Here is a 26,206-nt window from a genome sequence, read left to right on the forward strand (position 1 = left end):
CCGCTTCGAGCTATTCTTTATTTTGCCAGTAGGCAAAGCCCAAAAAACCTGTTCCGATGAAAAACCCAAAATCTCCCAGCGTTTTACTGGGAATGCTTTTTTTGATCTTCCATCTAGGAATTGTAAATCTCTTTTCTCAGGAGATCGGGGAGTTCAAGATCGTCAAATACAATAATCCGGAGGCGACTTCCTTCATGGGGGTAGGGCTTTGGGCCTGGCCACTGCCCATGGATTACGATGGGGACGGAGACATGGATTTGTTGGTGTCCTGCCCGGACAAGCCCTTTAATGGACTTTATTTTTTTGAAAACAAATCAGGAAATAGCTTTCCCGATTTTGAACCGCCAGTCCGACTAGGACCGGCAATTTCGCAGATTCAGGTTTCACATACTTCTTCTGGTCCAAGGTTTTTGATTCCCGGAACTGAGTTGAAAAATTTTGTGACCAAGCTAGACCAGCAACCAGAGCCGCTCTTTCCGAAGGAGCAAATCCTAAAAGACTTCCAGAAAAACCCCCGCTTTAACCAGTGGAAGATGGTCGACTACGATGGAGATGGGGACGAGGATATCCTAGTGGGTATAGACGACTGGAGCGACTACGGCTGGGACAACGCCTTCAATTCCGAAGGGAATTGGACAAACGGTTCTCTTCACGGCTATGTGTACTTGCTTGAAAATGAGGGCGGGGGCTATGAAAGCCGCGGCCGATTGCAGGTGGATGGCCGGGATTTGGACGTGTATGGCGCCCCTTCACCCAATATGGCGGACTTCGATCGGGATGGAGATCTGGACTTGATCACCGGAGAGTTTTTGGACAAAATGACCTACTTCGAGAATATCGGCACGCGCACGAACCCTGAATTTTCCGAAGGCAAACTACTCCAAAGTGACAGGAGCATCATCAAGATGGATCTGGAGATGATCATCCCGGTGGCGGTGGATTGGGATCATGACGGGTGGATCGACTTGGTGGTAGGTGACGAAGATGGCCGAGTTGCCTTGGTCAGAAATATCGGCAAAACTCAGGCGGGAAGGCCGCTTTTTGAGTCTCCTCGATATTTTCGTCAAAGGGCAGACAACCTGAAATTTGGTGCCTTGGTGACTCCGGTCTCCTACGATTGGGACAGTGACGGCGACTTGGATATCGTTGCGGGGAACTCCGCAGGCCATCTTTGTTGGATAGAAAACCTTGAGGACGGCGTCGCACCGAAATGGGCCGAGCCCGTACTCCTTAAAGTGCAGGGAACTCCTTTTCGGGTGCAGGCGGGAGACAAGGGCTCCATCCAAGGGCCAGCCGAGGCTAAGTGGGGGTATACCACCCTTTCGGTAGCAGACTGGGATGGAGACGGCGTTGGCGACCTGATCATCAATTCGATCTGGGGAAAAGTACAGTGGCTGAAAAACATGGGGAAAGGAGACTTACTCCCACCCCAAGCGGTCGAGGTGGCATGGGGAAACCTGCCCGTGCCCTCTCCGGCTTGGAATTGGTGGAAGCCTGCTCCCACGGAGCTGGCGACGCAGTGGAGGACCACCCCCGTGGCGGTGGATTGGAATCGCGACGGCTTGATGGATCTGGTGATGCTGGACCATGAGGGCTACCTGGCTTTTTTTGAGCGAAAAATGACAGCTGGGAAGCTCATGCTGACACCTGGACAGCGAATCTTCTATGGCGAAAATGCCTCTGTCTTCGGCAACAAGAATGAAGTAGTGGATCCGACTCCGGGGCTCTTGAGGCTGAACAACCGGGAAGCTGGGGGGAGCGGCAGGCGAAAGCTGAGTTTTTTCGACTGGGATCAGGATGGAGACTTGGACCTTTTAGTCAACAGCATCAACGTCTCGCTTTTTGAACAGCTGAAAACCGAGGACGGCAAGGTGTATTTTCGCTCCCGCGGACAACTAGCCCCAACAGTCCTGGCTGGTCATACCACCAGTCCGACCTTTGTCGACTGGAACAAAAACGGTATTTGGGATGTACTCGTCGGTGCTGAAGATGGACACTTTTATCATTTGTCGCGTTGATCCGTATGGAGAGAAATATTTGGAAAATTTCCCTTTCTATGAATCCCCCAGCCCGATTTGGGAAAGGGGGAGTTTGCCACACGGACGTCCAGTGGAATTCTCCGCTCAAAAAACATAAGGCTTTCAACTTGCCTGTCTTAGCGAGCACGCAGGTTGTGCTCGCCTTTTTTGTACTTATCCTAAATTCCTGTTCCCAACCTTCAAACCAAACCGCCGTGACTTTGACTCCCAATCCAAACGCAGAAGAAAGACAATTGACCCAAGGTCTTCAGGGACACTTCCTTAACCATCGCCAGGCCTTTTCCCCGGACGACCAGTGGGTGGCTTTTGACGGTAGGGGCGAGGATCCCAAGATGGGTGAAAACGACCTGATCGGCATGGTGAATCTTCAAAGCGGAGAGATCAGGGAATTGTATCGGGTACCGGGTCAGCAGCCCTATGGCCCGGGATCGGGTGCCGTGAGCTTCAATCCCCAAGGTGGGGAGGTGGCTTTTATCCGAGGCCTGCTTTCCGCAGATGAAAACCATCCCTACGACCTGAGCCGGAGATCTTGTATAGGTTTGGATCTTTCACGCTTGGATGATATCCAGGTGAAGAACCAGGACGCGCGGGATATCACTCCGCCCTACACGCCGGGTGCCTTGCGGGGAGGGAGCCACGCCTACCTCTACTCCGCGGACGGGGAGTGGATCAGTTTCACCTACAACGATGCCGTGCTGGCAAAAACCGCCCAGAATGACACAAATGTAAAAGATATCCGCACAGTGGCTTTTTTGGTGAGAGGAAAGAATGTGGAGGTCGAGACTGAGCTGCCGGGACAAGAGTTTTCCGGGGCGGGATTTACGGTAATTGCTGCCGAGGTGTTGCCATTTCCAAAGCCGGGGACGGACGAGATTCAAAAAGCCTGTGAGGAAACCTGGGTGGGAACTGAGGGTTTTATTCGATCCAATGGCGAAAAAGTTTATCGAGCCTTGGCCTATCTCGGAGATGTTGTGACCGCAGAGGGGAACGTGGTGACGGAGGTATTTGTGACCGAAATCCCGGAAGACTGGGAGCAAAGCTTGGCGGAGACTGATCTGGTGGGATCGGAAACCCGGATGCCCGAGATGCCGAAAGCCTTCCGTCAAAGAAGGCTGACCTTTACTGCTGATAGAAAGTTTCCGGGTGTGGAGGGGCCGAGGCATTGGCTCCGGACCACCAAAAGCGGGGACAGGATTTTCTTCTATGCCAAGTCGGATGACGGAGTGGTACAACTGTTTTCCGTGTCACCTGAGGGAGGCGAACCAGCACAGATCACACACAACGACTTTTCTCCTGACACCGGCTTCAGCCTCAGTCCGGATGAACGCTGGATTGTTTTTGGTCATCAAAACCGGATTTTTCTCACGGATTTGCACTCTGGCAAAACCGTGCGCGTAGGCCCGGAGCCAAAGCCCAATGAAAGCCAAATGTGGAACTTCAACTGGTCTTATTCTGGACGGACACTGGTCTACAACAAGCGGGTAGAGGAAGAAGGTGGCTCCTTTTTCCAGATTTTTACCCTGAATCCTTTCCAATAAAAAGCAGCAAGTCAATCGCAAAGCAAAAAGTATGGATAGCAACTATGTGGTAGGAGTGGACTTTGGCTCAGATTCCGTCAGGTCGATTTTGGTAGACACGAAAGACGGTAGGGTTTTGGCTACCTCGGTTTTTTCCTATCCCCGCTGGAAAAAGGGGGATTTTTGCGATCCCTCGAGAAGCCGCTATCGGCAGCATCCCTCAGATCATCTGGAAGGATTAGAAAAGACCATTTCCTCTGTCCTCCAGCAGTCTGGTGTAGATCCCCAAAAGGTCAAGGGCATCGGTGTCGACGCTACCGGCTCTTCTCCATTGCCGGTGGATGAAGCGGGCGTTCCTTTGGCTTTTTCGGAAGAGTTTTCAGAAGATCCTGATGCGATGATGATTCTTTGGAAGGACCACTCCGCAATTGCCGAAGCGGAGGAAATCACCAGTCTCGCCAAACTCTGGGGAGGTGTCGACTACACCCGATATTCAGGCGGAACATACAGCTCGGAGTGGTTTTGGGCCAAAATCCTCTTTGTGTCCAAAAACAATCCGGCAGTGCTGGCAGCGCAACCCAACTGGCTGGAGCATTGTGACTACCTAGTCGGGGAATTGACCGGAAAACTGAAGCCCGAGCAAGTTCTGCGAAGCCGCTGTGCCGCTGGGCATAAGGCGATGTGGCATGCGACATGGGGAGGTTTTCCTTCCCAGGAGTTTTTGGGAAGGCTGCATCCCGAGCTCGCCCTTCTTTCCCAGAAAATGAAAAGTCAAACGCTGACATCGGATGAGTCGGCGGGATATCTTTCACGGAAATGGGCTGAAAAACTTGGCCTCTCTTCCCAGACGCTTGTCGCGGTCGGGACTATCGACGCCCACGCAGGGGCCGTGGGTGCGGGGGTGAAGTCGGGGACACTCGTGAAGGTGATGGGTACGTCCACCTGCGACATGCTCGTGGCAAACAATAATGAAGTCGCTTCGGAACCCCTGCAAGGGATAAGCGGTCAAGTGGACGGTTCCATCCTTTCCGGCCTTGTTGGGTTCGAAGCTGGACAGGCTGGATTTGGGGATTTTCTGGCGTGGTATAAGCGCTTGGTTACTGAGCCAGCCATGGAGCTGATCCGAAGCAGCGATTTGCTGGATCCCCAGTTGAGGGAAAAGATGGCCTCGGAACTTTCGGACAAAATGATGGGCTACCTCAATAAGCAGGCTGCCAAGGTGCCCTTGGAATCAGGGACGCTTGCTGTGGACTGGATCAATGGGAGAAGGTCGCCCGGGCTGAACGAAACTCTCAAGAGTGCGCTGCTAGGCCTCGATATGGGTACTGGAGGAGGAACAGTTTTTAAAGCCCTTGTCGAAGCCCTTTGTTTTGGTTCCAAGCGGATTATCGAATGGTTTCGGCAAAATGGAATTCAGATAGAACAGGTGATAGGAATAGGAGGTATCGCGCAGAAATCCCCTTTTTTGGTACAAACTATGGCTGATGTGCTGAATATGCCGATTGCTGTCGCAGCATCGGCGCAGACACCGGCATTGGGTGCAGCCATCTACGCTGCGGTGGCTTCGGGGATATACCCAAGCCTCGAATCAGCGGCAAAAGCCATTGCCAGTCCTATTGCAAAGGAATATTATCCAATTGCAGCGAATGCGGCCTACTATCAGCAGAAATATCAGCAATACCTAGCTTTGGGTGAGTTTGTGGAATTTGGCAGGATTGGCAAAGTCTGATGTTTCCTTCAGAGTATTTGAAAAGCTTGGAAAAGCAAAAGCCTGCCAGGAACTTGTTCCGGCAGGCTGCCCGGAGTAGCTTTAGCTCCGGTGTCACCCCAAAAAATTTCTTTGAGTAAGCTAGGTTCCTTGTTATTGACCTACGCTTCTCTTTTTCTTTTGATTCTTCTCGTGGATCTCATCAAAGTCCTCCTCTCTCGGCGGTCTGGCTCCTTCTGGATTCCAGGGACTTTTGCGGTTCGTCCCCTTATCTACGTCCTCTCGTTTCTTGGTCATATCCAGTCGCGGAATGATGTATTGAACTAGGGTAGTTTGCATGTTGGTTTTTGGTTGGTGGTTGGCAGTGATCATGGTATTGGTGGTTTTTTGGTTGTTCTTAAGTCGGTCTATTCTAGCGTTGCCACTCGTCCAACTCTTTCATTTCATCCACAGGCACACGCTTGATGAACTCATTGTAGAATTGGTTGTCTTCGTCCGAGTAGGTTCCGTAGGCATTCAGGATAAATCCCTTTTCTCCTGATTCACTGTGCAGCAAGTAGATCACCGCCATGTCGGAAGGGTCTGAATCTCCCTCAAATCGGTAGGTTTTGACAATCTTGAGTTGCTCCGGCTGTAATAGCTCCGATCCCTCGTCAAACTTTGCCCCAGCTCTGGTGATATTCAACTCTTTGCCGTAGCCTTTTTCAGGAAGCTTGTTCAGCACCTGAGAGTAGGTAGTCATTTCTTTGGATGTACTCATGATTTCCGGGGTTTAAAATTCATAAAACCTGAATTCGTACTTGTTTAGTGCAAGTCTGGTTCCAAGCTCTAATTAATCGGCGGGAGGTCAAGCTTAACATCGTGAAAATGGCTAATGGGGATCTTGGGACCACTTTTTATAATTGTGCCTTTTTCAAGAAGTCGTTTTGCGTCCAATGGATCAAGGGGAATAAATACCCCGAAGTGGGGCATGCGGATGTGGTTCACACCTTCCGACCCAAGATTTTTGCTCTTAACTCCATGCCAGGGATTTCTTGGGATATAACACCCGAGTAGCTAGGCTGTTGGTGATTTTGGGGAAGCATGACTTTGGATCTTTTTGAAAATATTACCCGGGATTTTGTGTCCTGTTAGAAAGGCATCTAACAAAAGAAACCTGACAGGATCGCTTCCGCCAGGTTTCTTTTCAAAATCAATTATGTCTTAGACTACATCCGGCACCTCAAATCCTTTTCTGTAATCACGGGTCAGCATCTTGTCTGCCTCTGGATCGTTGACGAAGGTCTCTGTTTTTGGGTCGAATTCCAGCACTCGATCCAGTCTGTAGGCGATATTTCCCAAGTGCGCCAAGGCGGAGGAAAGGTGGGCTGTCTCTACAGGACCGTTCAGGATGGAGCTGTCGCGGGCGCGCACTGCCTTGATGAAGTTTTCGAAGTGGCCATCTGTACCGCCAAGGCCTCTGTCTACCCCGTCGGCTACAGGCCCACCGTCGGATTTTGACATTCCAGGCTTGTTGTCTTTGCCGAGAAAAGACGTGTATTTGTCATAACCATCGACGACGATATAGCCTTTGTCACCATAGAAGATATTGCCCACAGTGGCTCCCCCTTCGTTGTTGGTCAGCCAAGGACGTACCTCAAACTGGATGATTTTTTCCTGCTCGGGATAGTGATAGATCGAGGTCAGCAGTTCAGGAGTCTCCTTGCTGTCTTTCCATAGAAACTTGCCGCCCATGGAGGTGATCTTGGTAGGCAGGCCTACGTCCAAGCCCCACTGGCAGAGGTCGGTTTCGTGTATTCCCTGGTTTCCCACGTCACCATTTCCATAATCCCAGTGCCAGTGCCAGTTATAGTGTACCAGGTTTTCGGTAAAAGGCTCCATCTGAGCCGGACCAGTCCAGAGGTCATAGTCCAGTCCTTCTGGTACAGGAGAAAGTCCTTTGTCGCCGATATCTCCTCTCATTCGGAATACGAGCCCGCGAGCCATGTAAACCTTACCGATATAGCCGTCCCGCATCAGTTGGACGGCTTCCTGCACGGCCGGAGAGCTTCTCAGCTGCACCCCGTGCTGGACGATGCGCTTGTACTTGTGCGCGGCTTCGATCATCTTGCGTCCCTCGGCGATGTTGTGGGAGCCGGGCTTTTCCACATAGACGTCCTTGCCTGCCTGGCAAGCCCATATGGTCGCCAGAGAGTGCCAGTGGTTGGGCATCGCGATGCTGACCACGTCGATATCCTTGTTTGCAAAGACTTTGCGCAGGTCCTGCTCGATGGCCACATCTGCATTGTACTTTTCCTTGAAAGCGGCCTGGCCTTTTTTGAGCAATCGCATGTCCGGATCACAGAGCGTGGTCACTTGGAGATCCTTTTGGGCCATAAAGCTGGAAATGTGACTTTGTCCTCTTCCGTTGATGCCCAAGACGGCGGCGTTGATTCTGTCATTCGCGCCGAATGCCGAGGAAGGGATGAAGGTCGGGATCGCAACCGCCGCCGCACCGGCAAGGGCGGTTTTCTTCATGAAGGTTCTTCGGGATGGATTTTTTGCCATAGTATTCGTTGTTAGGTTATTGTTTTTAGTTTGAAGTTTGTTCCTCAACACCTGCTTGGCATTTTCGGAGAAAACCGGGAGCGGTGTACCAAAATGGGTTATTGTCCAATCGATTGAAGTTAAATTTTAATTCTCTAAACATCCCCAACAAAGTGCTCAGTGGCAGAAGTTTTCACTCAATCGATTTCGGAACAACTTTTCCCCGAAACAGAAGCAATTGGCACAAATCCGTCTGATCTTAATTGGCTGAAAAGGTTTTATTTGCCTAGAAGATTGGGTCTGCAACGCGATATTCTTTCTTTTCTAAAACTTGCATCTTAGCCAAAAAGACTAGTCCAAATCCCACTTTTTGGCGTACCCAAAAGAACTTTGGGAAATCTAAACCTTTGTGTTCTCGGGTCTATGTCAAAAGTTTACTGAAGTGGGGATTTGTTCATTTATCCATGTAGTGACGACTTCGTGCGGAATCGGCGGATTGCATAAATTCGTGCCATGCCGTATGGCGTCAAGGAAAAAGAAACTACATGAAAAACGCTGAGCATAGATTTGGGGAATTTTTGATCAGTACTGACCGGAGTAAGTTGGATCTGGTGGCCATTCACGATTTTCTCTCCAAATACTCCGGCTGGAGTGATGGCATTCCTTTCGAAAGGGTGAAGACATCTGTCGAAAACTCGCTTAATTTTGGACTCTTTCACGGCGAACAGCAGATCGGATTTGCCCGGGTGATTTCCGACTTTTCGACCATAGCCTACCTCGGCGATATATATGTACTCGAAAAATATCGTGGGCAGGGGCTTTCCAAAAAACTGATGGATGCGGTGATCAGTCATCCCGGATTGCAGGGGCTGAGGCGTTGGATTTTACTGACATCGACGGCGGATTGGCTGTATGAAAAATACGGGTTCAAGAAACTGCCCATCCCAGCGATCTACATGGAGCGCTACGATCCCGATGTGTACAGGCATATTACTCCAGAAAATAAGTAAAGATATCCAGTTCCTCTGGGTAGAAGGCAGAAAGGGAAAGAAGGTTTATCAAGACCCTTTTCTTGTCCGACCGAACGGTGACGTTGGAGTTTTGAGTTGTCAAAAAACTAGAACTGCAACCCGGTGGAAAAGAGGCTGTCTCAAAAGGCCTGATTGTGTCAGCCTGAGCTCTGGAGCTACGGGAGTAGCGTATATCGAAGGCCATTTACAGTGAATGCAGCCGCATTTCGACTTCGCTCAATGTGACAAACATCAGTTATGAGACAGCCTCGTTTCTTCGCCGCGCCCAGAATCACTTACTGGCGCATGGATTAAAACAAATATTCCTCGCCTTCTTTGCCTAGACTCGGGCCGATGTTGTCTTTCTCGATATCCTTGAAATATTTGTAGGTGCTGACTTTCAGTTCGTCAGTCGCAGGTTCGTCACAGACGATCATCGACTTATTGTGCAGCTGCAGGGCACTCAGCGTCCACATATGGGAGACGCCACCTTCTACCGCCTTGTGAAGCGCGCGGGATTTCTGATGCCCGCTGACGATAATCACGACTTCCCGTGCATCCATGACCGTGCCCACGCCTACCGTCAATGCCAGCTTGGGAACTTGGTTTATGTCGTTGTCGAAAAATCGGGAATTGACCATGCGCGTCTCCGTGTTCAGCGTTTTGACGCGGGTGCGGGAGTTGAGGGAAGACCCGGGTTCGTTGAAGGCGATGTGCCCGTCTATACCGATGCCGCCGAGGAAGAGATCAATGCCCCCAACCGCTTTGATTTTTTCCTCATACTGGAGGCATTCCGCTTCCAGGTCGGGTGCGTTTCCATCCAGGATGTTGATGTTTTCCGAGGGAATGTCGATATGGTCAAAAAGATTGCTGTACATAAAGGAATGATAGCTCTCGGGGTGGGATTCCGGTAACGCCACGTATTCGTCCATGTTGAAAGTGATGACGTTTTTAAAGGAGACCTTGCCGTTTTTGTTCAGTTTGACCAGTTCCCTGTAAGTTCCGAGAGGAGAGGAGCCTGTAGGAAGTCCAAGCACAAAGGGTTTCGTGCTTTTTCCCTGATGGGCTTTGATCTTGCCGACAATGTAGTTTGCCACCCATTTGGAAAGCAAATCGTAGTGTTCGTGAATGAGAAGTCTCATCGAGTGAAAGGTTTGATTTGATAGTTGGCCAGCAATTTCAGAAAAAGTCCAGACCGCACGGCAGCAAAACCACTTTCTTTTACTTGGACAGCCATAAGCAATACCTCGGGTTGCCCCAATAGTACTAGCTGAGCCTTGGTCCATTTCAATATTTAGATGTGCGCATTTCCTGCCGCTCATCACTCCCTAGAGAATCGTGTGGATGACTTTGGAAGTATTTTTTTTACTTAGCGGCTTCAAATGAAGACTCAAAAGCCATGAGATTAAAATCATTAGTGGTGATTGCCCTCCTGATGCAGGGAGTGGCTCCTCTTTTTGCCCAAGAAAAATGGGACGTAAGCAAAGGTGGAAAAGGCGATGCGCACCAGACTGTCGATCTGCAGACCGACGAAGGAACCTGGATGTCGCTGGACATAAGCCCGGACGGCAAAACTCTGGTCTTTGACTTACTCGGCGATATTTACACCATGCCGGCTTCTGGAGGCAAAGCCACTGCCCTGCGCTCAGGCTTGGCCAATGACCTACAGCCAAGATTCAGCCCGGACGGGAAGAAGGTTCTTTTCACGAGTGATGCCGGAGGTGGAGACAACATTTGGATGATGAACGCCGATGGATCGGAAGCCCAGCAGATCACCAAAGAGTCCTTTCGCCTGCTGAACAATGGAGTTTGGACGCCTGACGGCCAATACATCATCGCCAGAAAGCACTTCTCGTCGGGCCGCTCTCTCGGGGCGGGGGAGATGTGGATGTACCACATCACCGGAGGCGCCGGCTATCAGCTCACCAAGCGCAAAAACGACCAGCAGGACGTAAATGAGCCTTCGATTTCACCCGATGGGAAATATGTGTACTACTCCGAGGATGTCTACCCGGGAGGGTATTTTCAGTACAACAAAGACCCAAACAACCAAATCTATGTGGTCAAGCGCTACGATAGAGAGAAAGGTGAATCCGAAACCGTTGCTGGCGGCCCTGGAAGTGCCTCTCGTCCGGTAGTTTCCAGAGATGGCAAGAAACTGGCGATGATACGTCGCGTGCGTACCAAGACGGTTCTTTTTGTCAAAGATCTTGATTCCGGCGTGGAGCTTCCTGTGTACGACCAGCTCAACAAGGATCAGCAGGAGGCTTGGGCGATCTTTGGCACCTATCCCAATTTTACCTGGCATCCGGACAATAGCAACATACTGGTATGGGCGGGTGGCAAAATCAAAAAGGTCAACACACAGACTTATGCAGTCTCAGAAATCCCTTTTGAAGTCAGCAACCAAATCCAGGTAGCCGAGGCTGTGAGATTCGAGAATCCCGCGTTTGAGGAAGAGTTTACCGCAAAGGCGGTCCGGCAGGCGGTGACTTCCCCAGATGGAAAATGGCTTGTTTTTAACGCTGCTGGACATCTTTGGAAAAAAGCTTTGCCAAATGGTACGCCAGAGCGCTTGACTCAGCTTGTAGACTTGGAGTTTGAGCCGGCGTTTTCAGCGGACGGTAGCCAAGTCGCTTTCGTGACCTGGAATGATGAGCAAAAGGGAGCGATCTATCTATACAATTGGAATGCGAAAAATGCCGTGCCGAAGAAAGTGTCTGCCAGCAAGGGGATTTTTCGCACCCCGTCGTTCAGCCCAGACGGTAGCAAGCTGGTCTTCAAACGAGACGGAGGGAATGGGCTGCAGGGCTCGACCTACACGGGAGAGCGTGGGATCTACTGGATGCCAAGTCAGGGAGGAGCCGAGACGCTAATCACCGAGAGTGGGGACTTTCCTATGTTCAATCAAGCCGGTGACCGCATCTTTGTCCAGTCTGGAGGCTATTTCTTTGGCTCGAATACCAAAACCCTCAAGAGTATGGACCTCAGCGGCAGCGACGAACGGGTGCTGGTGTCCTCTAACTATGGCAACAGGATTTTACCGAGCCCAGACGAAAACTGGATCGCTTTCATCAACTTGCACAAGGTGTATTTGGCACCTTTTCCAAAAACCGGACAAACCGTGGAACTCGCACCGAATGGCTCCTCGGTTCCCGTTACACAACTCACGCGCGACGCAGGCATTAACATCCACTGGTCAGCAGACTCCAAAAGGATCCACTGGACGCTTGGAGAGGAGTACTTTACCAACGAGGTGGCAAAACGGTTCACCTTCCTTCCAAATTCTCCAGATAGCCTTCCGGCTATGGATACCACCGGGATCAAAATCAACTTGAAGATCCAATCGGACGTGCCCACCGGAAAGATCGCCCTCACCGGAGCTCGCATCATCACCATGAAGGGCGATGAGGTGATCGAAAACGGAACCATCCTGATTGAGGGAAATAGAATCCAAGCAGTTGGAAGCAATTTGGAGATCCCATCCGATGCCAAGGTCATTGACGTCGAGGGTAAGACCATTATGCCTGGACTCATCGATGCCCATGCGCACGTAGCGCAATCTTATTCGGGCCTCAGCGCCCAGAAGCACTGGCAATATTACACCAACCTGGCCTTTGGAGTGACCACGACCCACGACCCTTCCAGCAACAGCGAATTTGTCTTTAGTCAGGCGGAAATGGTGAAGGCAGGATACATGGTTGGACCCCGTATTTTCTCTACAGGAATCATCCTCTATGGAGCTGATGGCGACTTCAAGGCAGTCATCAACAGTCTGGAAGATGCCCGAGCGGCCATACGCAGAACGAAGGCTTTTGGCGCTTTTTCTGTAAAAAGCTACAACCAGCCCAGAAGAGACCAGCGTCAGCAGGTGATCCAGGCAGCACGTGAAAATGGAATCATGGTGGTGCCGGAGGGCGGATCTAACTATTTCCACAACATGTCCATGATCATGGATGGTCATACAACGATTGAGCACAATATTCCGGTTGCACCGCTTTACAAAGACGTTCAGACACTCTGGAGTAACAGCAAGACGGCTTATACGCCAACGCTGATAGTGAATTTTGGAGGACTCTCCGGGGAGTATTTTTGGTACCAAAAGGACAACGTTTGGGAAAACGAGCACCTGCTGAAATACACCCCAAGATCCATCATCGACAGCCGCTCCCGCCATCGAATCATGGCGCCGATGGAGGAATATGAAAACGGACATGTCCTTGTCTCCAAATCGGCTAAGAAGCTCTCTGACCTGGGAGTCTTAGTCAATGCGGGAGCGCATGGGCAGATCCAAGGCCTTGGTATGCACTGGGAAACCTGGATGATGCATCAGGGCGGCATGAGCAACTTGGAATCCTTGCGGGCGGCGACGCTAAACGGTGCCAAATCCCTCGGTTTGGATCAACAAATCGGTAGCCTCGAAATAGGGAAATTGGCTGACTTGATCGTGATAGACGGCAATCCGCTGGAGGATATTTATCAGTCCCAAAATGTCCAATACACCATGATCAACGGACGTCTCTACGACACCGCCACGATGAACGAGGTAGGTAATCATGAACATGTCCGAACGGCTTTTTGGTGGGAATTGGCTCCGTACAACGATACCTTCAACTGGCATGAGGAAGGCGAGGCTTTTGGTCTGACCGTGCCGCACTGCAGCTGCGGAAGATGAGTTTGCAGTCGCAGTGGCCAGTAGGCAGGACTAGCCGGCTACAAAAAAGGGTCGCTTCAAGCAAATTGAAGCGACCCTTTCTATTCAGGCTTGCGGCGGACTTTTGACTTTCGCCTGTCGACATTATTGTCCTAAAGACTCCCCATGCTGGGAGAGGTCAAGGCCGATTTCCTCGTATTCTTCCCTTACCCTTAGCGTTACAAATTTGTTGAGCACAAAGAAGATCAGATAAGACATCACAAAGGAAAACACGACCACACCTACCAACACGACCATGTGCGAAGCAAAGATCGTCCAGCCGCCGTGCATCAGGCTGGAGCCCTCTTTTCCGGCAAAAATTGCGGTGAGGATCATGCCCATGATCCCGCCGATGCCATGGCAGGCGAGCACGTCCAGCGTGTCGTCGGCTTTCTTGAGAAACTTGGCATGCATCGCCAGATTGGAGGCAATAGCCCCTATCGCTCCGAAGAAGAAGCTTTGGGGTACAGTGATGAATCCTGCGGCTGGGGTGATGACGACTAGTCCGACCACTGCACCAATACAGGCCTGGAGGGCGGAGATTTTTCTGCCCTGAATCCTATCAAAAAGCACCCAGGTCATCATCGCCGTGGCTGAGCAGATTGTGGTAGTAGCAAAGGCTAGTGCAGCGGTGCCGTTTGCAGCGAGGGATGAACCTGCGTTGAAGCCAAACCAGCCAAACCAAAGCATTCCCGTGCCGAGAATGACATAGGTGATATTGGAGGGAGCGTGGTTGGGATTTTTTCTTTTTCCCAAGAAAAGCGCTCCTGCTAGCGAAGCCAAGCCAGCGCTGATATGTACCACTGTGCCGCCTGCAAAGTCAAGTACTCCAAAATAGGAGCCGATCAGGCCGCTCGGATGCCATACCATATGGCAAAGCGGGGCATAAACGAACACACAGAAGATCCCGATGAAAAACAGGTAGCCGATGAATCGCACACGCTCGGCGAAGGAGCCGGTGATGATCGCCGGAGTGATCACGGCAAATTTCATCTGAAAAAGTGCGAAAAGTATGAACGGCAGTGTAGAGCCCAGCGTGTGATGGGGGAGCGTGCCCACTTGGTCAAAGAACATATATTGGAAGGGGTTGCCGATAATGCCGTATTTGGTGCCGGCGATAGTGATCCCGATCAGCGGGTCGCCAAAGGCCAGGCTAAAGCCCACCACCACCCAGAGCATGGTCACCACACCCAGAGAGATGAAGCTTTGGAGCATGGTCGAGATGAGATTTTTCTTGCCCACCATTCCTCCATAGAAAAGCGAAAGACCCGGGGTCATCAGCAGCACGAGACAGGAGGCCGTCAAAAGCCAGGCAATGTCCGCGAAGACCAATTGGTCATCGCTGCCAAAGTTTTCTGCGATTGGAGGACTTTGTGTCCAAAAAAGACCCAGTACTGGCGCGGCAATAGTAATCAGGAAGGCGACTTTCCACTTAAATTTCATTCCGTTTTTTTCCATGTGGCAAAAGTAAAATAATAAATGTTTTATTCTGTTTGTGTCAGAAAATACAGAATGAAAAATCATCTCCTCTGGTAAAGAGGATCAAAAAAACGGTGTAACCTCTTTGGAGGTGGGTTTTGCAAAGTCTTCTTCGTATCTTTTTTGCAGCTTCGCCAAGCCACTGAGCAACAGTATTTTTCCGCTTCGAATTTTTAATCCCATCTGTCAATGAAAGCATATCGCTTGAGTCCAAAATGCAGCCAAGTCATTTTTCTTATTGGCTTGTCCTCCGCACTGGTCGCCTGTGTCAATCTCAAAACCGTCAGCGATTTTTCCGCGACCTCTCTCAAGGGTATCCAAAACTTCGAGCAGCTGGATTACACCTTTCAGGATCACTGCGTGGACCGATGCGAGCATGAGGCGGTCCAGAGGTTTGAGTTTAGCCGCAGCTTGGATTGCGACTGTGGCTTGTACTTAAAAGCGGACAGCGTCATGCTGGCGATGTATCAGACGATCGGCGGCTACTTCGAAGCCTTGGGCAAGCTTTCCCAAAATGAACTGACCGAATATAGTACGGATGCCATGGTCACCTCCCTGACGGCTGAGCAGCTTGGCCCCCTGACCATTGACTCAAATCTCGCGACTGCTTATTCGACGATCTCCAACCTGATGCTGAGGGCTACGACGGATTTTTATCGACGTAGGAAGATCGCAGCCTACATCGAAGAGGCAAATGAACCGATTCAGGTTCTACTTGACGCCTTTCAGAAGACAACCCGCACCAATCTGAAGGGAGAGTTGAGGTTCAAAAAGGAACGCTTGTATGCCTACTACATGGACATGAAGATGAATAATACACTGCAGTCCGACTATGAAAAAGGAAAGGCGGCGACCGACTACTATCAAGCAATGGAGGAAATCCAGAAAAAAGAATTGCGGATGGACCTTTTTGCGGATGCCCTGCTCGAGATAGCGGAGGGACACCAAGAACTTTACGATAGGCGGGATAAACTTGTCGCCAAAGATCTTGCTCTTGCCATGCTGGGCTATTCTGGTCAGGTCAAGATCCTGGTATCCGAATTCAACAAACTTAACCAATAGGGGCTATGGGCAAATTGACATCAGAACAAGCTAACCGTCTTTCCGATGATTTCTTTTATTATGGGAATGGCTATCGGGGATTTCCGATACCAAAATTGGGAGAAATTGAGCTTCGAGGAAAACAAGGAACTCAGCGATATGCAGGCCGCTGTGCTGCGTTGCGGGGAAGATATCCTGGCCTATTCTACCACACTGGTCATGGATGAGGTGGCTGACTCCTTGGCCAAGATCAGCTCGGTTTCCAAGGAGATACGGGATACAATCAAAAATCTGGAATCGATTCAAAAGGGACTCGACACCGCAGCGGCGATATTGGTATTGGGTGCGGCAATACTGAACAGAGATCCGATGGGGATAGGCAATTCGATCAAGGACTTATTTGTCGTGTGGAAGGGGCCTTTAGGTTAATGGGTTAAGACATGATTTTTTTGCAGAAAAGCTTTTCCCATTTTTCACGCAGTAAAAAACGGGAGACATGTGGCATTTTGAGAAAATAATTTGCAAAAATTACTAAAATCCCTTAGCTTAGTTCAGCTTACAACTCGCAATTTTTGATTTAAACCGTAGTCCTTCTTTGATTTCGAATTTGGACTTTTGATTTGGTACTGGAGACTCCCCTCATTGTTGGAATTCCTAGTTTGTGATCGAGTGGAGGTATTGTTCAGTTTCTCTTTGTTTCGCATATCGCCGGTATTGGCACTGTCCGTCTTTCATGCCTTTTTGATTGGCGAACCCTAGCTTCAGGCTTTTAGGATTTTTGCTTTAAGGATTTTTCTATGCCATTTCAGAAGATGATTTGTGGCCCAATTCTCCGTCGAGTGGAGAAAAACAAGGTTTCGGTCTGGGCTGCGTTCATGGCCAACAACCACATTACCCTTAAGATTTGGGAGGGTGACAACATTGAGCATTCCAGCGGGACACTTTTCAGCAATAGCAATACACCACTGGCGGAGGGTGAGAGCCATACCCTTCAGTTTGGAGCAAACCTTTGGATTACGCTGGTGACAGTCGACATTCCGAGTCCCGGCCTTGACCCTACCAAAGTGTACAGCTATAACATGGTGTACCATGAGATCGATGATCCTCAGGAATCCGATTTCTTAAAGGACAAATTTCTGGAAGATGGGAAGACGGAAGGTGAGCGGCCCCAGCTTGCGCTGGGCTATAAGAAAAACGTATTGCCCTCTTTTTGTCTGCCGGGGGAGACTCCCGAAAAGTTAAACATCGTACACGGAAGTTGCCGAAAGATGCACGGCCACGGGCAGGATGCCCTGGCACTATTGGACAAAAAAATCAAAGAAAATGTAGGAGACCCCCTCAAGCGTCCCCAGGCTCTATTCCTGACAGGTGACCAAATTTATGCGGATGAGGTCCCAGGCTTCTTTCTCAGGAGCTTAGGAGCGATGGACGGCAGCTCGATTTTTGGTCCCAACATCGAAAAAATGAAGATCAGCGCCGATGGAGGAGCAGCTCAGGAGCATGAGGCTGACGTGGTGAACTATCCGCCCTTTTTTCGTCAGCGCCTAGTTAACAAGTTCGCTGGGTTCTCCAGCCAGGCTGCGGCCAACCACTTGTTGAGTTTCGAGGAATATGCGGGGACCTACTTGAAATACTGGAATATCCGGTCTTGGAGCGGCGATATGGTTTCGGAGATCAAAAAGATTGCCGACGCCAGTCCGGAGCAGCTTTCCGCGAAACTGGATGAAGTAATCACCAAGTTTGTCGACGACCCCAGTCCAGCGGCCGATACCAATCTGGTCAACCTGATCCGGGCTACACGTCCAACGGACGCATTTGTTTTTGACGAGGATTCGATCACCAGGGCCCAATTCAGCGACCCCAACTCTGATAAATACAAGAAATGGCTCAAGGAGACCAAGTTTACCTTGAAGCATGAATTGAAGGATATGGCGGCGTTTATGAAAAAGCTTCCGGAAGTTAGCCGGGTGCTGGCCAATGTCCCGACTTATATGATCATGGATGACCACGAGGTAACCGACGATTGGGCAATTACCAAACGATGGAACAACCAGGTCCTTTCCAAACCTTTTGGGCGTGATATCATTCGCAATGCGATGATGGCCTATGCGGTATTCCAAGATTGGGGAAACAGTCCCGAGGATTACAAGGAGGCAATCTCCAAGATCTTCGACGAGATGACACCCAGTATGCACAAGAAGGCCCAGTTTCTTATGTACGCTGGGGAGTATGCCTTCAGATATGCCAATAACAGCAATCTCAACACACTTCGTACCGATGTGATCGAAAAGATGGAAAACCTGCTTGGGATGGGCAGCCAACCAAGTTCTCTGAGTTGGAATTACGGTGTGAAACTGGGCACTTCCCAAGCTCTTGTACTGGATACCCGTACGCAGCGACACTACGAAAGCCTCAATACCGTTCCCGAGCTGATTTCCGAAAGCTCACTTTCTACCCAAACTCCAGATACGCTGACCGACAATCCCCCCTTTGTTTTCGTCGTTTCTCCCTGCCCGGTCTTGGGCTTGCCCAATTTTGAGGAGCTGGTACAGCCCGCGGCGACTGCGGTGATCGCATTGAAGGGAAAGAGTGAAGCCAACCCCGGAATCATCGGTGGCAATCTTGGTTTTGACTTCGAAGCCTGGGGATTTAGCATACCGGGATTTGAAAGGTTGATGGCGAGGCTGGACAGCTACAAAAATGTGGTTTTGCTCTCGGGGGATGTACACTATGGTTGTACCACGGTGATGGACTACTGGAAAGGCAATGCCGCCGTACCCACCAGCCGAATTGTTCAGCTCACATCCAGCGCGCTGAAAAACGAATGGCTTCCCAATGTTCTTATCCTTAAAAGCGCAGTCGTACAAAAGATCTTGACCAGCTTCTCGGACGGACTCTCAAAGTTTGGATGGAAGGACAAGCTCGTGTCGACCAGCGGCGATGTGACCGCCCGCAACAGACAAAGACTGAGAAAGACCACCGCGACCATTCCAATCGAGGGATGGACCCCCGGCGCTACAGTGAATCCGGCTCCGGACTGGAGGTGGAAAGTGCAGGTGCTGAAAGACAAAAAAGGCTTGGAGGAAGACCCCGTAGGCACAACAGATCTGGTAATCGGTGATGCGGCAAAAATGAAAGAAGGGTATTTCAATGTGGTGTCCCGGCACCAAAAGGCATATGTGGATGGGAAATCGCCGAGGATAGCCTGGAACAGCAATATTGGCGTGGTTACCTTTTCAGCAGATGGAGACAGCTGGAAATTAAAGCATGAACTGTTGGGAGCGAAGATGGAATATGAAGTACCACTCAAGACTCCTGCGACTGAACAGGCAAAACCAGAATTGCCGACCTAGCAGGTTCACACTCGGGAGGTGAAGTCAATTTCGAATAAAGCAGAGTTTGAAAAAAGAAATCGCATGTAAACTAAAACAAGATGGCAGAAGACGATAGCCAGGATTTTTTCCAGAAAGTACTCAAGCTCTTTTATGAGATCATCAAGCCAGGTCTGGATATTTTTTCGGATGATCAGGCTAGGAATGAGCTTTTGGGTTCCTTGGGGCTTCCTCCCTCGGGCTCTGCTCCCAATATACCCATAGGCACCAGTCTGGAGGAGTACGTCAACAAGGCTGATGACGAAGTGCAGCCTTTCAAGCTCGCCGGGGCGATTGCCGATATGACGGCCATCGTAGTTGCGATCGAGGGAATCGTACAGGCGGCGATTGCTGCCAGCGGTGGGGATGAAAAACGGACAGCGAATGAAATCGTAACCGCAATCTTGAATCTGCTAACGCTGGAATATCTGAGGCGACGCATGCCGGCTGTCCACTCGGTGATCAGTCTGCTCAATGCCCTTGATACCAAGATGGCAGCTGCGGGAGGTTCATCCAATTTCATCGTCGATGATATTGGGGGCTTTTTGAAAAGTTTGGGGAAAGGGCTGGAGGACGAGGATTCAGCCGATGCGCTATCCGATTCGTTGTTCATGGGGATAGCAGGCGGGCTCTTTTTGCTGGATCATTTTCTGAGAAAAGGCGGGGTAGAAGATCTTACCATTGGCTCCAACTACGGATATGAAGGAGTTGAGTCCAGCACCACTCCTATTGCCGACCGGATTTCCAACCGGACTTTTACCTACGGCGTGGATGCGACGATCGCGGGGGAAGTTCCATTGAAGCTTTACAACACCTTGCTTTTTGCCCCTAAGTCCCATGGGGGAGTAGCCTTTGTCACCAAGCTCTTGGGTAGAAGTGCCCGGACTTTTAATATTGGAGAAGGAGACAGACATTCGGTAGGCTATGACGTCACCGGGGATGCCCTGTTTAGGATCGGAACGCTGCCGGAAGCGAAAGGCGGCCCGGCCAACAAATTCATCGTTTTCTATAGCTACAATACCCCCAATCCCACCAAGATTGCGCTGCTTGACAAGCCGGTGATCAAATTTGCCTTTGGCACGGTCAAGTTGGGGGTGATGGTACAGCCTGACGACTTGCTTGTCAAGGGCATTCTGAATATACATTATGAAGTTGGAAAGGGGGGGCTGACAGGGTTTCCCTTCAGCCTTATTCCAGACTTGAATGACAAGTTTCCCCTGGGAATAGGCTATTCGCTGAAGCACGGATTTATCGTCGATGGGAATGGAAACATCGGCATAGACGAAAAGAAAAAATCGGATTCCGGGTCGGGTGGTGATTCGGCAGCGGCATCTACCCCTGCTGGAGATTCTTCGTCTACGCCAGCGGCCTCTGGCGGAGACGCTGAGCCATTGGCTAAAATCCTTACTACCCTGCTCAATGCGCTCAACATGCGCCTTCCAATTCACAAAAACCTCGGGGATATAGTAGGTTTGGAAGTCCTCACGATCAAGGTAAACGTTAGCGAGGACATGAATACGATCGAGCTGGAAGTTTCATTGGACTTCTGGCTCAAGTTCGGCCCGCCTGTCACCCTGACTATCAATCGGCTTGGCCTCAACCTGCAGGCTAAAAAACTGGAGGGGAATGGTGGCGTATTTGGCTACGATCTTGTACCCGCGATCAAATGGCCGACGGGAGCTGGAATCAGAATCAATGCCGGCGTGGTGACCGGTGGTGGCTTCCTCTATCTGGATCCTGACAAGGGAGAATATTTCGGTGCACTGGAGCTTTCCTTCAAAAATCTTTTTGATCTCAAGGCGGTAGGTATAATCAATACGAAAATGCCGGACGGCACGGAGGGCTTTTCTCTGCTAATTATCATTACCGCGGAGTTTTCCCCTGTCCAGCTAGGTTTTGGTTTTACGCTGATTGGCGTTGGTGGCTTGCTGGGAATTAACCGAAGAGCTGAGGTCGAAGCGCTTCGCGTAGGCCTGAAAACCAATGCGCTGAAAAGCATACTTTTCCCTGAAGATGTGGTGGGCAATATCTCCCGAATCATCAGTGACATCAAACAGATTTTTCCCATCAAGGAGGACTCCTTCTTGATTGGTTTGATGGGCAAGATCGGCTGGGGCACGCCGACTCTGATTTCTGTGGAAATCGGGATTATTCTCGAACTGCCAGAGCCCAAGATCATCATTATCGGGGTAGTCAAGATGGCCCTGCCTACCGAAGAGACCGCTTTGGTGAAAATCCAAGTCAATTTCCTTGGCGTAATCGATTTCCAAAATGGCTTCGTGTATTTCGAGGCCAGGCTGTTCGATTCCAAACTGGTCGGCTTTCCTCTGACCGGAAGTCTCGCTTTGGTCGTCGCTTGGGGCGGGAGCGATGCCTTCGGGTTGAGTATAGGTGGATTCCACCCCGACTTCAAGGACTATCCGACAGTTCCGACTCTTCCGGGAGCATTTAGGGATATGGACCGAATCAGTCTGCAGCTGCTGAGCGGGGACAATCCAAGACTAAGTGTGGAGTGTTATCTGGCGGTGACCTCCAATTCGGTTCAGTTTGGTGCCAAAATCGAACTGCTGGTTGAGGGACCGATGAGTTTCAACTTGTATGGTGCACTGGCGCTGGATGTACTGTTCATCTTTGACCCCTTTAGCTTCATTGTCCGTCTCGAAGCCACGCTGGCGATACGTCAGGGTACCAGCGTACTTTTTGGAATCCATTTCATTGGAAGGCTTTCCGGGCCAACGCCTTGGAATATTTCGGGGGAAGTCTCTTTCGGTTTGCTCTTCATCACGATCACGATCAGCTTTGACGAAACTTGGGGCGACCCTAAGCCGGACGTGGAAATAGAGACGGAAGATCTTCGCGCTCTGCTAACCGCAGAACTTCAGAAGTCCGCCAACTGGCGACCGATCATTCCCGAAAACAACCATCTCCATGTCAGTCTTCGGGCAATACCTGAGGACCAGCAAGTGGACCTGTTGATCCAGCCCTTTGGATCGATCACATTTAGCCAGCGTACCCTTCCGCTGAATATGGATATCAAAAAGTATGGAAACAGAAAGCCGCTCAAAGCTGACGAGGCCAACTTCAAAATATCGCGTGTGAATATTGGAGAGTCGGCTCCCGACTTTGCGCCAGCCAAAGAGCTTTTTGCGATCGGCAACTATCAGCCTCTCTCTGAGGACGAGAAGCTATCGAGGAAGTCCTTTGAGCAACTCGAAAGTGGCATCACGATCAATGATACCGGAGAACTCCGATTGGCCAAGGACGAGTTGGATTCCGTGACTCTAGATTATGAGTTGGACTATACTTATGATGACGATTTGGTTCCTCCTCGACGATTTATGAAAATACCTCTGGGTGGATTCAAGCATCTAGCAAGGGGAGCAGGTGTAGCATCGAGTAAGCTCGCATGGAAAAATGAGGCATCCAAAAACCTTAACGCTCCAGAAAAAGTGGTCTTGAGAACTACAGGTTTTACCATCGCCTCAACCGACGATCTTAAGGAGCTGAACCCTTCCTTTCGTGCCGAAAGCTATGCCGAGGCGCTGGAAACACTGCAAAAGGAATCAGAGAAAAATAAGACAATTAAGGCTAATTATCAGATAGTGGGCATGCACGAGTTGGTTTAGAACTAAAAAACGGAATGTTATGGATTTTGGGCAGTATAATTTCTTCTCTTGGTCTAGGCGGGGAATCTCGGCGAACGTAGCGGAAAAGGACACCCTGGGCGTGTCACCGGGTACGGCGACCGAGCGGGCTTCCATCCCTGTGGATATAGTCCTCAATGGTGGCATTTCTGTTCCTACGATGAATTTTACGCTGCAGGGCCCTGGCGATATCACCGGGATCAATGCGGACATGGTGGTGCGAACCGAGCCCCGGGATGGGATTTCCAATTTTGAGCCCAATTATTTGGCTTACATCGAGTTTTATGACGAGGATTTTCCCTGGCGCTATACTCCCGCCTCGGCCACCGATGACGAGAGAAAACTGCGGCCATGGGTGAGCCTGATTGTGCTCAAAGAAACAGAGTTTGAGGATACCAAAAGACAGAAACCCCTTCGATCTATCAAGGTTTTGGACGCGGCAGCATTGCAGCCTCACGACGAAATCCATCTCTGGGCACACATGCACGCCAACCTTCCCAAAACAGGAAATGTCTTTGAAAACAACATCGCCGCATTCCGGCAGGGAGTGAAAACCGATCCTGACGGAGTTTATAGCCGGGTGATGTGTCCTAGAAAACTGGATCCGAATGTGATGTACCATGCATTCTTGGTGCCTAGCTTCGAGACCGGGCGCTTGTCGGGGCTGGAGCGTGAGCCTGTTGGGGTGATGGCCCAGCAGTCTTCCTGGGGCATGGGTTCCGATCTTGAATTCCCCGTATACTATCGTTGGCATTTTCGCACGGGAGCCAACTTTGATTTCGAGTCTTTGGTAAAGTTGATCGAGCCGCGCGTGATGGACGAGCGTGTTGGATCACGTCCCATGGATTGTTCCGCCCCAGGTTATTTTCGTGCAGATTCAACAGAGGAGCTTCCGGCGCCAAATCCCAAAACTGTTTTGCTCGAAGGAGCCGTGATGGCACCGACCGCCGTGTCTACCACGATTATTTCCAATGAATTCCAGACTGAAATAGGCAAGCTGATTAACTTGAATCGAGGCCAGGAGGAAAGTGAAGAGGACCCGATCGTAACGATGCCTTTCTACGGGATGTACCACGCAATGCGCAAAGATCTGAGTAAACCGGGGGAAAAAGTGATTCCCGTATTTGACCCGACATCTGATATTTGGTACAATGACCTGAACAAGGATCCGAGGACAAGAGTGCCTGCTGGCTTTGGAGTACAGGCGGTGCAGGATGACCAGGAAAACTTCATGGATCAAGCCTGGAAGCAGCTCAACGACGTGCTAGAAGCAAATCGAAAGATGCAAATGGCCCAACTTATGGCCCAAACCTTGGAGCGGGGCTACGTCAAAAACGTCCTGCCCCAGCCAAAGGAGAACGTCCTTTCCTTCAGCCGCAACCTGTCTTCGAAAATTGTCTCTGGAGGACTGACGGTAAAGAAAACTATACATCAGGGTAAGATTCCCGATGCGGTAATGATGCCGGGCTTTCAGAAGATCATCAGGCCCAACACATCAATAGTGCGCGCCATACAAAAGCAGGCTGCTGTTCCTTCTTATTCCCTTTTGCTCCAAAACACTAACAAAGTCGGGGGCCTCACGGCTGCATCGATCGATAAGTTCACTGGACTTACCTCCCTCAGCAATATCACGGTGGTGACAGCGCCTCCAAAGCTCGAAAATGTGCAGGTTTGGAGCCTGCAGTCCAACTTGGACAAGAATGCAATTTTTTATCAGAAAAACTTTGAAGGCGGACTTCCGGAAGTCGCTGCATGGGATAAACTTCTCAACAAGGATCTTGTCAAAGCGGTGAGTGTACCAAAAGCAACAGTGCCGATTGCCGCGCCGGTAGCTCTCAAAAAGACCACTCCTGCGTCTCGAATCCGACTGGATTCCATCGTTCTGAAAGTTGACGCGGTGTCGGCAATCAAGCCCATCAACGTGGTAAAAGACACTGGATTTGTAGCTAATACGGCATACAAAGCGGCTTTTGAAGACTATGGGATACGGTATACATTCCGTGACGTGCCAGCCACGCCTCCGAGTGTCGATACCAACAAGTTGGCTGTAGATAGCCTGCAGACATTCAAACCTTTGAATGCCTACAAGAAACTTTTGAATTCAAGGATTGTCTGGAGCGCCGGCACGAAAAAACCGAGCGTGGATCCCGATTTTCTTCCGGCTATGGCCTATCCCGATTTCCCGGCACCTTCCTACAAGTTTTTGGTGGATCGCGACAAGGAGCTGCTGCTTCCCAACCTTCACCTGATCCAGCCCAATACTTTTTCGCTCCTGCGAACCAACCAGAAATTCATAGAATCCTATCTAGTAGGCTTGAACTTCGAGATGGGCAGAGAGCTGCTATGGAGAGAATATCCTACCGATATGCGGGGCAGCTATTTCCGGCAGTTCTGGGATGTAAAAGGATTTGTCACTCCCGACAGTACGCCGACGGATGCCGAGTCACTTAAGGACATCGCGCCTATACATAAATGGCCGAAGGAATCTCCCCTTGGGAAAAACAACGCCCGGGACAAAGAGGGAGACTCCGAGCAGTTGGTGTTTGTGATCCGGGGCGAACTGCTCAAGAAGTTTCCCAACACGGTCGTCTACGCCCAAAAAGCTTTCAAAAAGGATGGAAAGTGGGTGATCACCCAGGAATTGGACGAGAGCAAGTTTAAGAAGGAGGTGCGCTTCCCGATCTACCAGGCCGAGTTACCACCTGACATCAAGCTCTTGGGATTTGATCTTACGATAGATGAGGCAGCGGGAAATGATCCTGTGACCGATTTTCCAGGCAACAAGGAGGGCTGGTTCTTTATCATCGCAGAAGTCCCCGGGGAACCCCGCTTTGGGATGGATATCAGTTTTGACCCAGTGAATCCGACAACGTTCACTTGGAATGATTTGTCTTGGGAGAATTTTGGGACAGAATCCATCCCGTTTGCTAGCGCTAGCTTACAACCCAACAAAAAAGATCCCACGGCTACAAAAGGAGTATGGGGCAGAAGCTCCGCCGATATGGCTTCCATCCTGATCCAACGTCCCGTGATGGTCGCCGTGCATGCCACGGAAATGCTGGACAAGGAGATCAGTGATACAAAAGTAGGCCCAAGGGGTAGCACCAGCTTGATGAAGCACTATGGTGTCTACAAAGCTGATTTTTGGAAAAAATAGGATTGTCTAACCGGTAAAAAC

15 protein-coding genes are annotated in these 26,206 nt (G+C 50.4%); 10 read left to right on the forward strand and 5 right to left on the reverse strand.

Translation table 11 applies throughout. The features are described 5' to 3' along the window. The first annotated feature begins 56 nt into the window (after nt 1–56). The 3 genes from J0A67_RS01775 to J0A67_RS01785 are packed head-to-tail and all read left to right on the forward strand — an operon-like array spanning nt 57 to nt 5,285. Nucleotides 57–2,018: an FG-GAP repeat domain-containing protein gene (locus J0A67_RS01775; RefSeq protein ID WP_206567557.1), complete on the forward strand. Its 1,962-nt coding sequence runs from the start codon at nt 57–59 to the stop codon at nt 2,016–2,018. Between the two features lie 38 nt (nt 2,019–2,056). Beyond that, nucleotides 2,057–3,577: a DUF3748 domain-containing protein gene (locus J0A67_RS01780; RefSeq protein WP_206567558.1), complete on the forward strand. Its 1,521-nt coding sequence runs from the start codon at nt 2,057–2,059 to the stop codon at nt 3,575–3,577. A 31-nt stretch (nt 3,578–3,608) separates the two neighbouring features. After that, nucleotides 3,609–5,285, forward strand: coding sequence for a ribulokinase (locus tag J0A67_RS01785; RefSeq protein WP_206567559.1), 1,677 nt, complete (start codon nt 3,609–3,611; stop codon nt 5,283–5,285). Between the two features lie 132 nt (nt 5,286–5,417). On the opposite strand, the gene J0A67_RS01790 is transcribed toward J0A67_RS01785, so the two are convergent. From J0A67_RS01790 to J0A67_RS01800, 3 genes are all read right to left on the reverse strand, one after another. Then, complete coding sequence (locus J0A67_RS01790; RefSeq protein WP_206567560.1) at nt 5,418–5,636, reverse strand: hypothetical protein; 219 nt, start codon at nt 5,634–5,636, stop codon at nt 5,418–5,420. A 40-nt stretch (nt 5,637–5,676) separates the two neighbouring features. After that, a complete protein-coding gene (locus J0A67_RS01795; protein WP_206567561.1) occupies nt 5,677–6,024 on the reverse strand; it encodes a hypothetical protein in 348 nt (115 codons plus the stop codon). A 443-nt stretch (nt 6,025–6,467) separates the two neighbouring features. Continuing rightward, on the reverse strand, nt 6,468–7,811 hold the full coding sequence (locus J0A67_RS01800) for a Gfo/Idh/MocA family protein (RefSeq protein WP_206567562.1): 1,344 nt from the start codon (nt 7,809–7,811) through the stop codon (nt 6,468–6,470). Between the two features lie 524 nt (nt 7,812–8,335). On the opposite strand from J0A67_RS01800, the gene J0A67_RS01805 reads away from it, so the two are divergent. After that, nucleotides 8,336–8,800 carry a GNAT family N-acetyltransferase gene (locus J0A67_RS01805; RefSeq protein ID WP_206567563.1) on the forward strand — a complete coding sequence of 155 codons (465 nt, stop codon included), beginning with the start codon at nt 8,336–8,338 and terminating at the stop codon, nt 8,798–8,800. 311 nt (nt 8,801–9,111) lie between these two features. Here the strand turns inward: J0A67_RS01805 and nagB are convergent, their stop codons facing one another. Continuing rightward, nucleotides 9,112–9,942 (reverse strand): glucosamine-6-phosphate deaminase, encoded by an 831-nt coding sequence (gene nagB / locus J0A67_RS01810; protein ID WP_206567564.1) that lies wholly within the window; start codon nt 9,940–9,942, stop codon nt 9,112–9,114. A 257-nt stretch (nt 9,943–10,199) separates the two neighbouring features. Here nagB and J0A67_RS01815 point away from each other — a divergent pair, with 257 nt between their 5' ends. Next, nucleotides 10,200–13,475, forward strand: a complete 3,276-nt coding sequence (locus J0A67_RS01815) for an amidohydrolase family protein (protein ID WP_206567565.1) — start codon at nt 10,200–10,202, stop codon at nt 13,473–13,475. A 123-nt stretch (nt 13,476–13,598) separates the two neighbouring features. Here the strand turns inward: J0A67_RS01815 and J0A67_RS01820 are convergent, their stop codons facing one another. Continuing rightward, the gene (locus J0A67_RS01820; RefSeq protein ID WP_206567566.1) at nt 13,599–14,936 is read right to left on the reverse strand and encodes an ammonium transporter; all 1,338 of its coding nucleotides are present in this window, start codon (nt 14,934–14,936) and stop codon (nt 13,599–13,601) included. Nucleotides 14,937–15,161: 225 nt separating this feature from the next. Here J0A67_RS01820 and J0A67_RS01825 point away from each other — a divergent pair, with 225 nt between their 5' ends. From J0A67_RS01825 to J0A67_RS01845, 5 genes are all read left to right on the forward strand, one after another. Further along, the gene (locus tag J0A67_RS01825) at nt 15,162–16,034 is read left to right on the forward strand and encodes a hypothetical protein (protein ID WP_206567567.1); all 873 of its coding nucleotides are present in this window, start codon (nt 15,162–15,164) and stop codon (nt 16,032–16,034) included. Nucleotides 16,035–16,079: 45 nt separating this feature from the next. Next, on the forward strand, nt 16,080–16,442 hold the full coding sequence (locus tag J0A67_RS01830) for a hypothetical protein (RefSeq protein WP_206567568.1): 363 nt from the start codon (nt 16,080–16,082) through the stop codon (nt 16,440–16,442). Nucleotides 16,443–16,852: 410 nt separating this feature from the next. Then, nucleotides 16,853–19,366, forward strand: coding sequence for a metallophosphoesterase family protein (locus tag J0A67_RS01835; protein ID WP_206567569.1), 2,514 nt, complete (start codon nt 16,853–16,855; stop codon nt 19,364–19,366). 80 nt (nt 19,367–19,446) lie between these two features. After that, nucleotides 19,447–23,010, forward strand: a complete 3,564-nt coding sequence (locus J0A67_RS01840; protein ID WP_206567570.1) for a DUF6603 domain-containing protein — start codon at nt 19,447–19,449, stop codon at nt 23,008–23,010. Nucleotides 23,011–23,029: 19 nt separating this feature from the next. Further along, nucleotides 23,030–26,185 (forward strand): hypothetical protein, encoded by a 3,156-nt coding sequence (locus J0A67_RS01845; RefSeq protein WP_206567571.1) that lies wholly within the window; start codon nt 23,030–23,032, stop codon nt 26,183–26,185. The last annotated feature ends 21 nt before the right edge of the window (nt 26,186–26,206 follow it).

Origin of the sequence: Algoriphagus aestuariicola (genome assembly GCF_017254835.1) — a bacterium.
GTDB lineage: Bacteria > Bacteroidota > Bacteroidia > Cytophagales > Cyclobacteriaceae > Algoriphagus > Algoriphagus aestuariicola.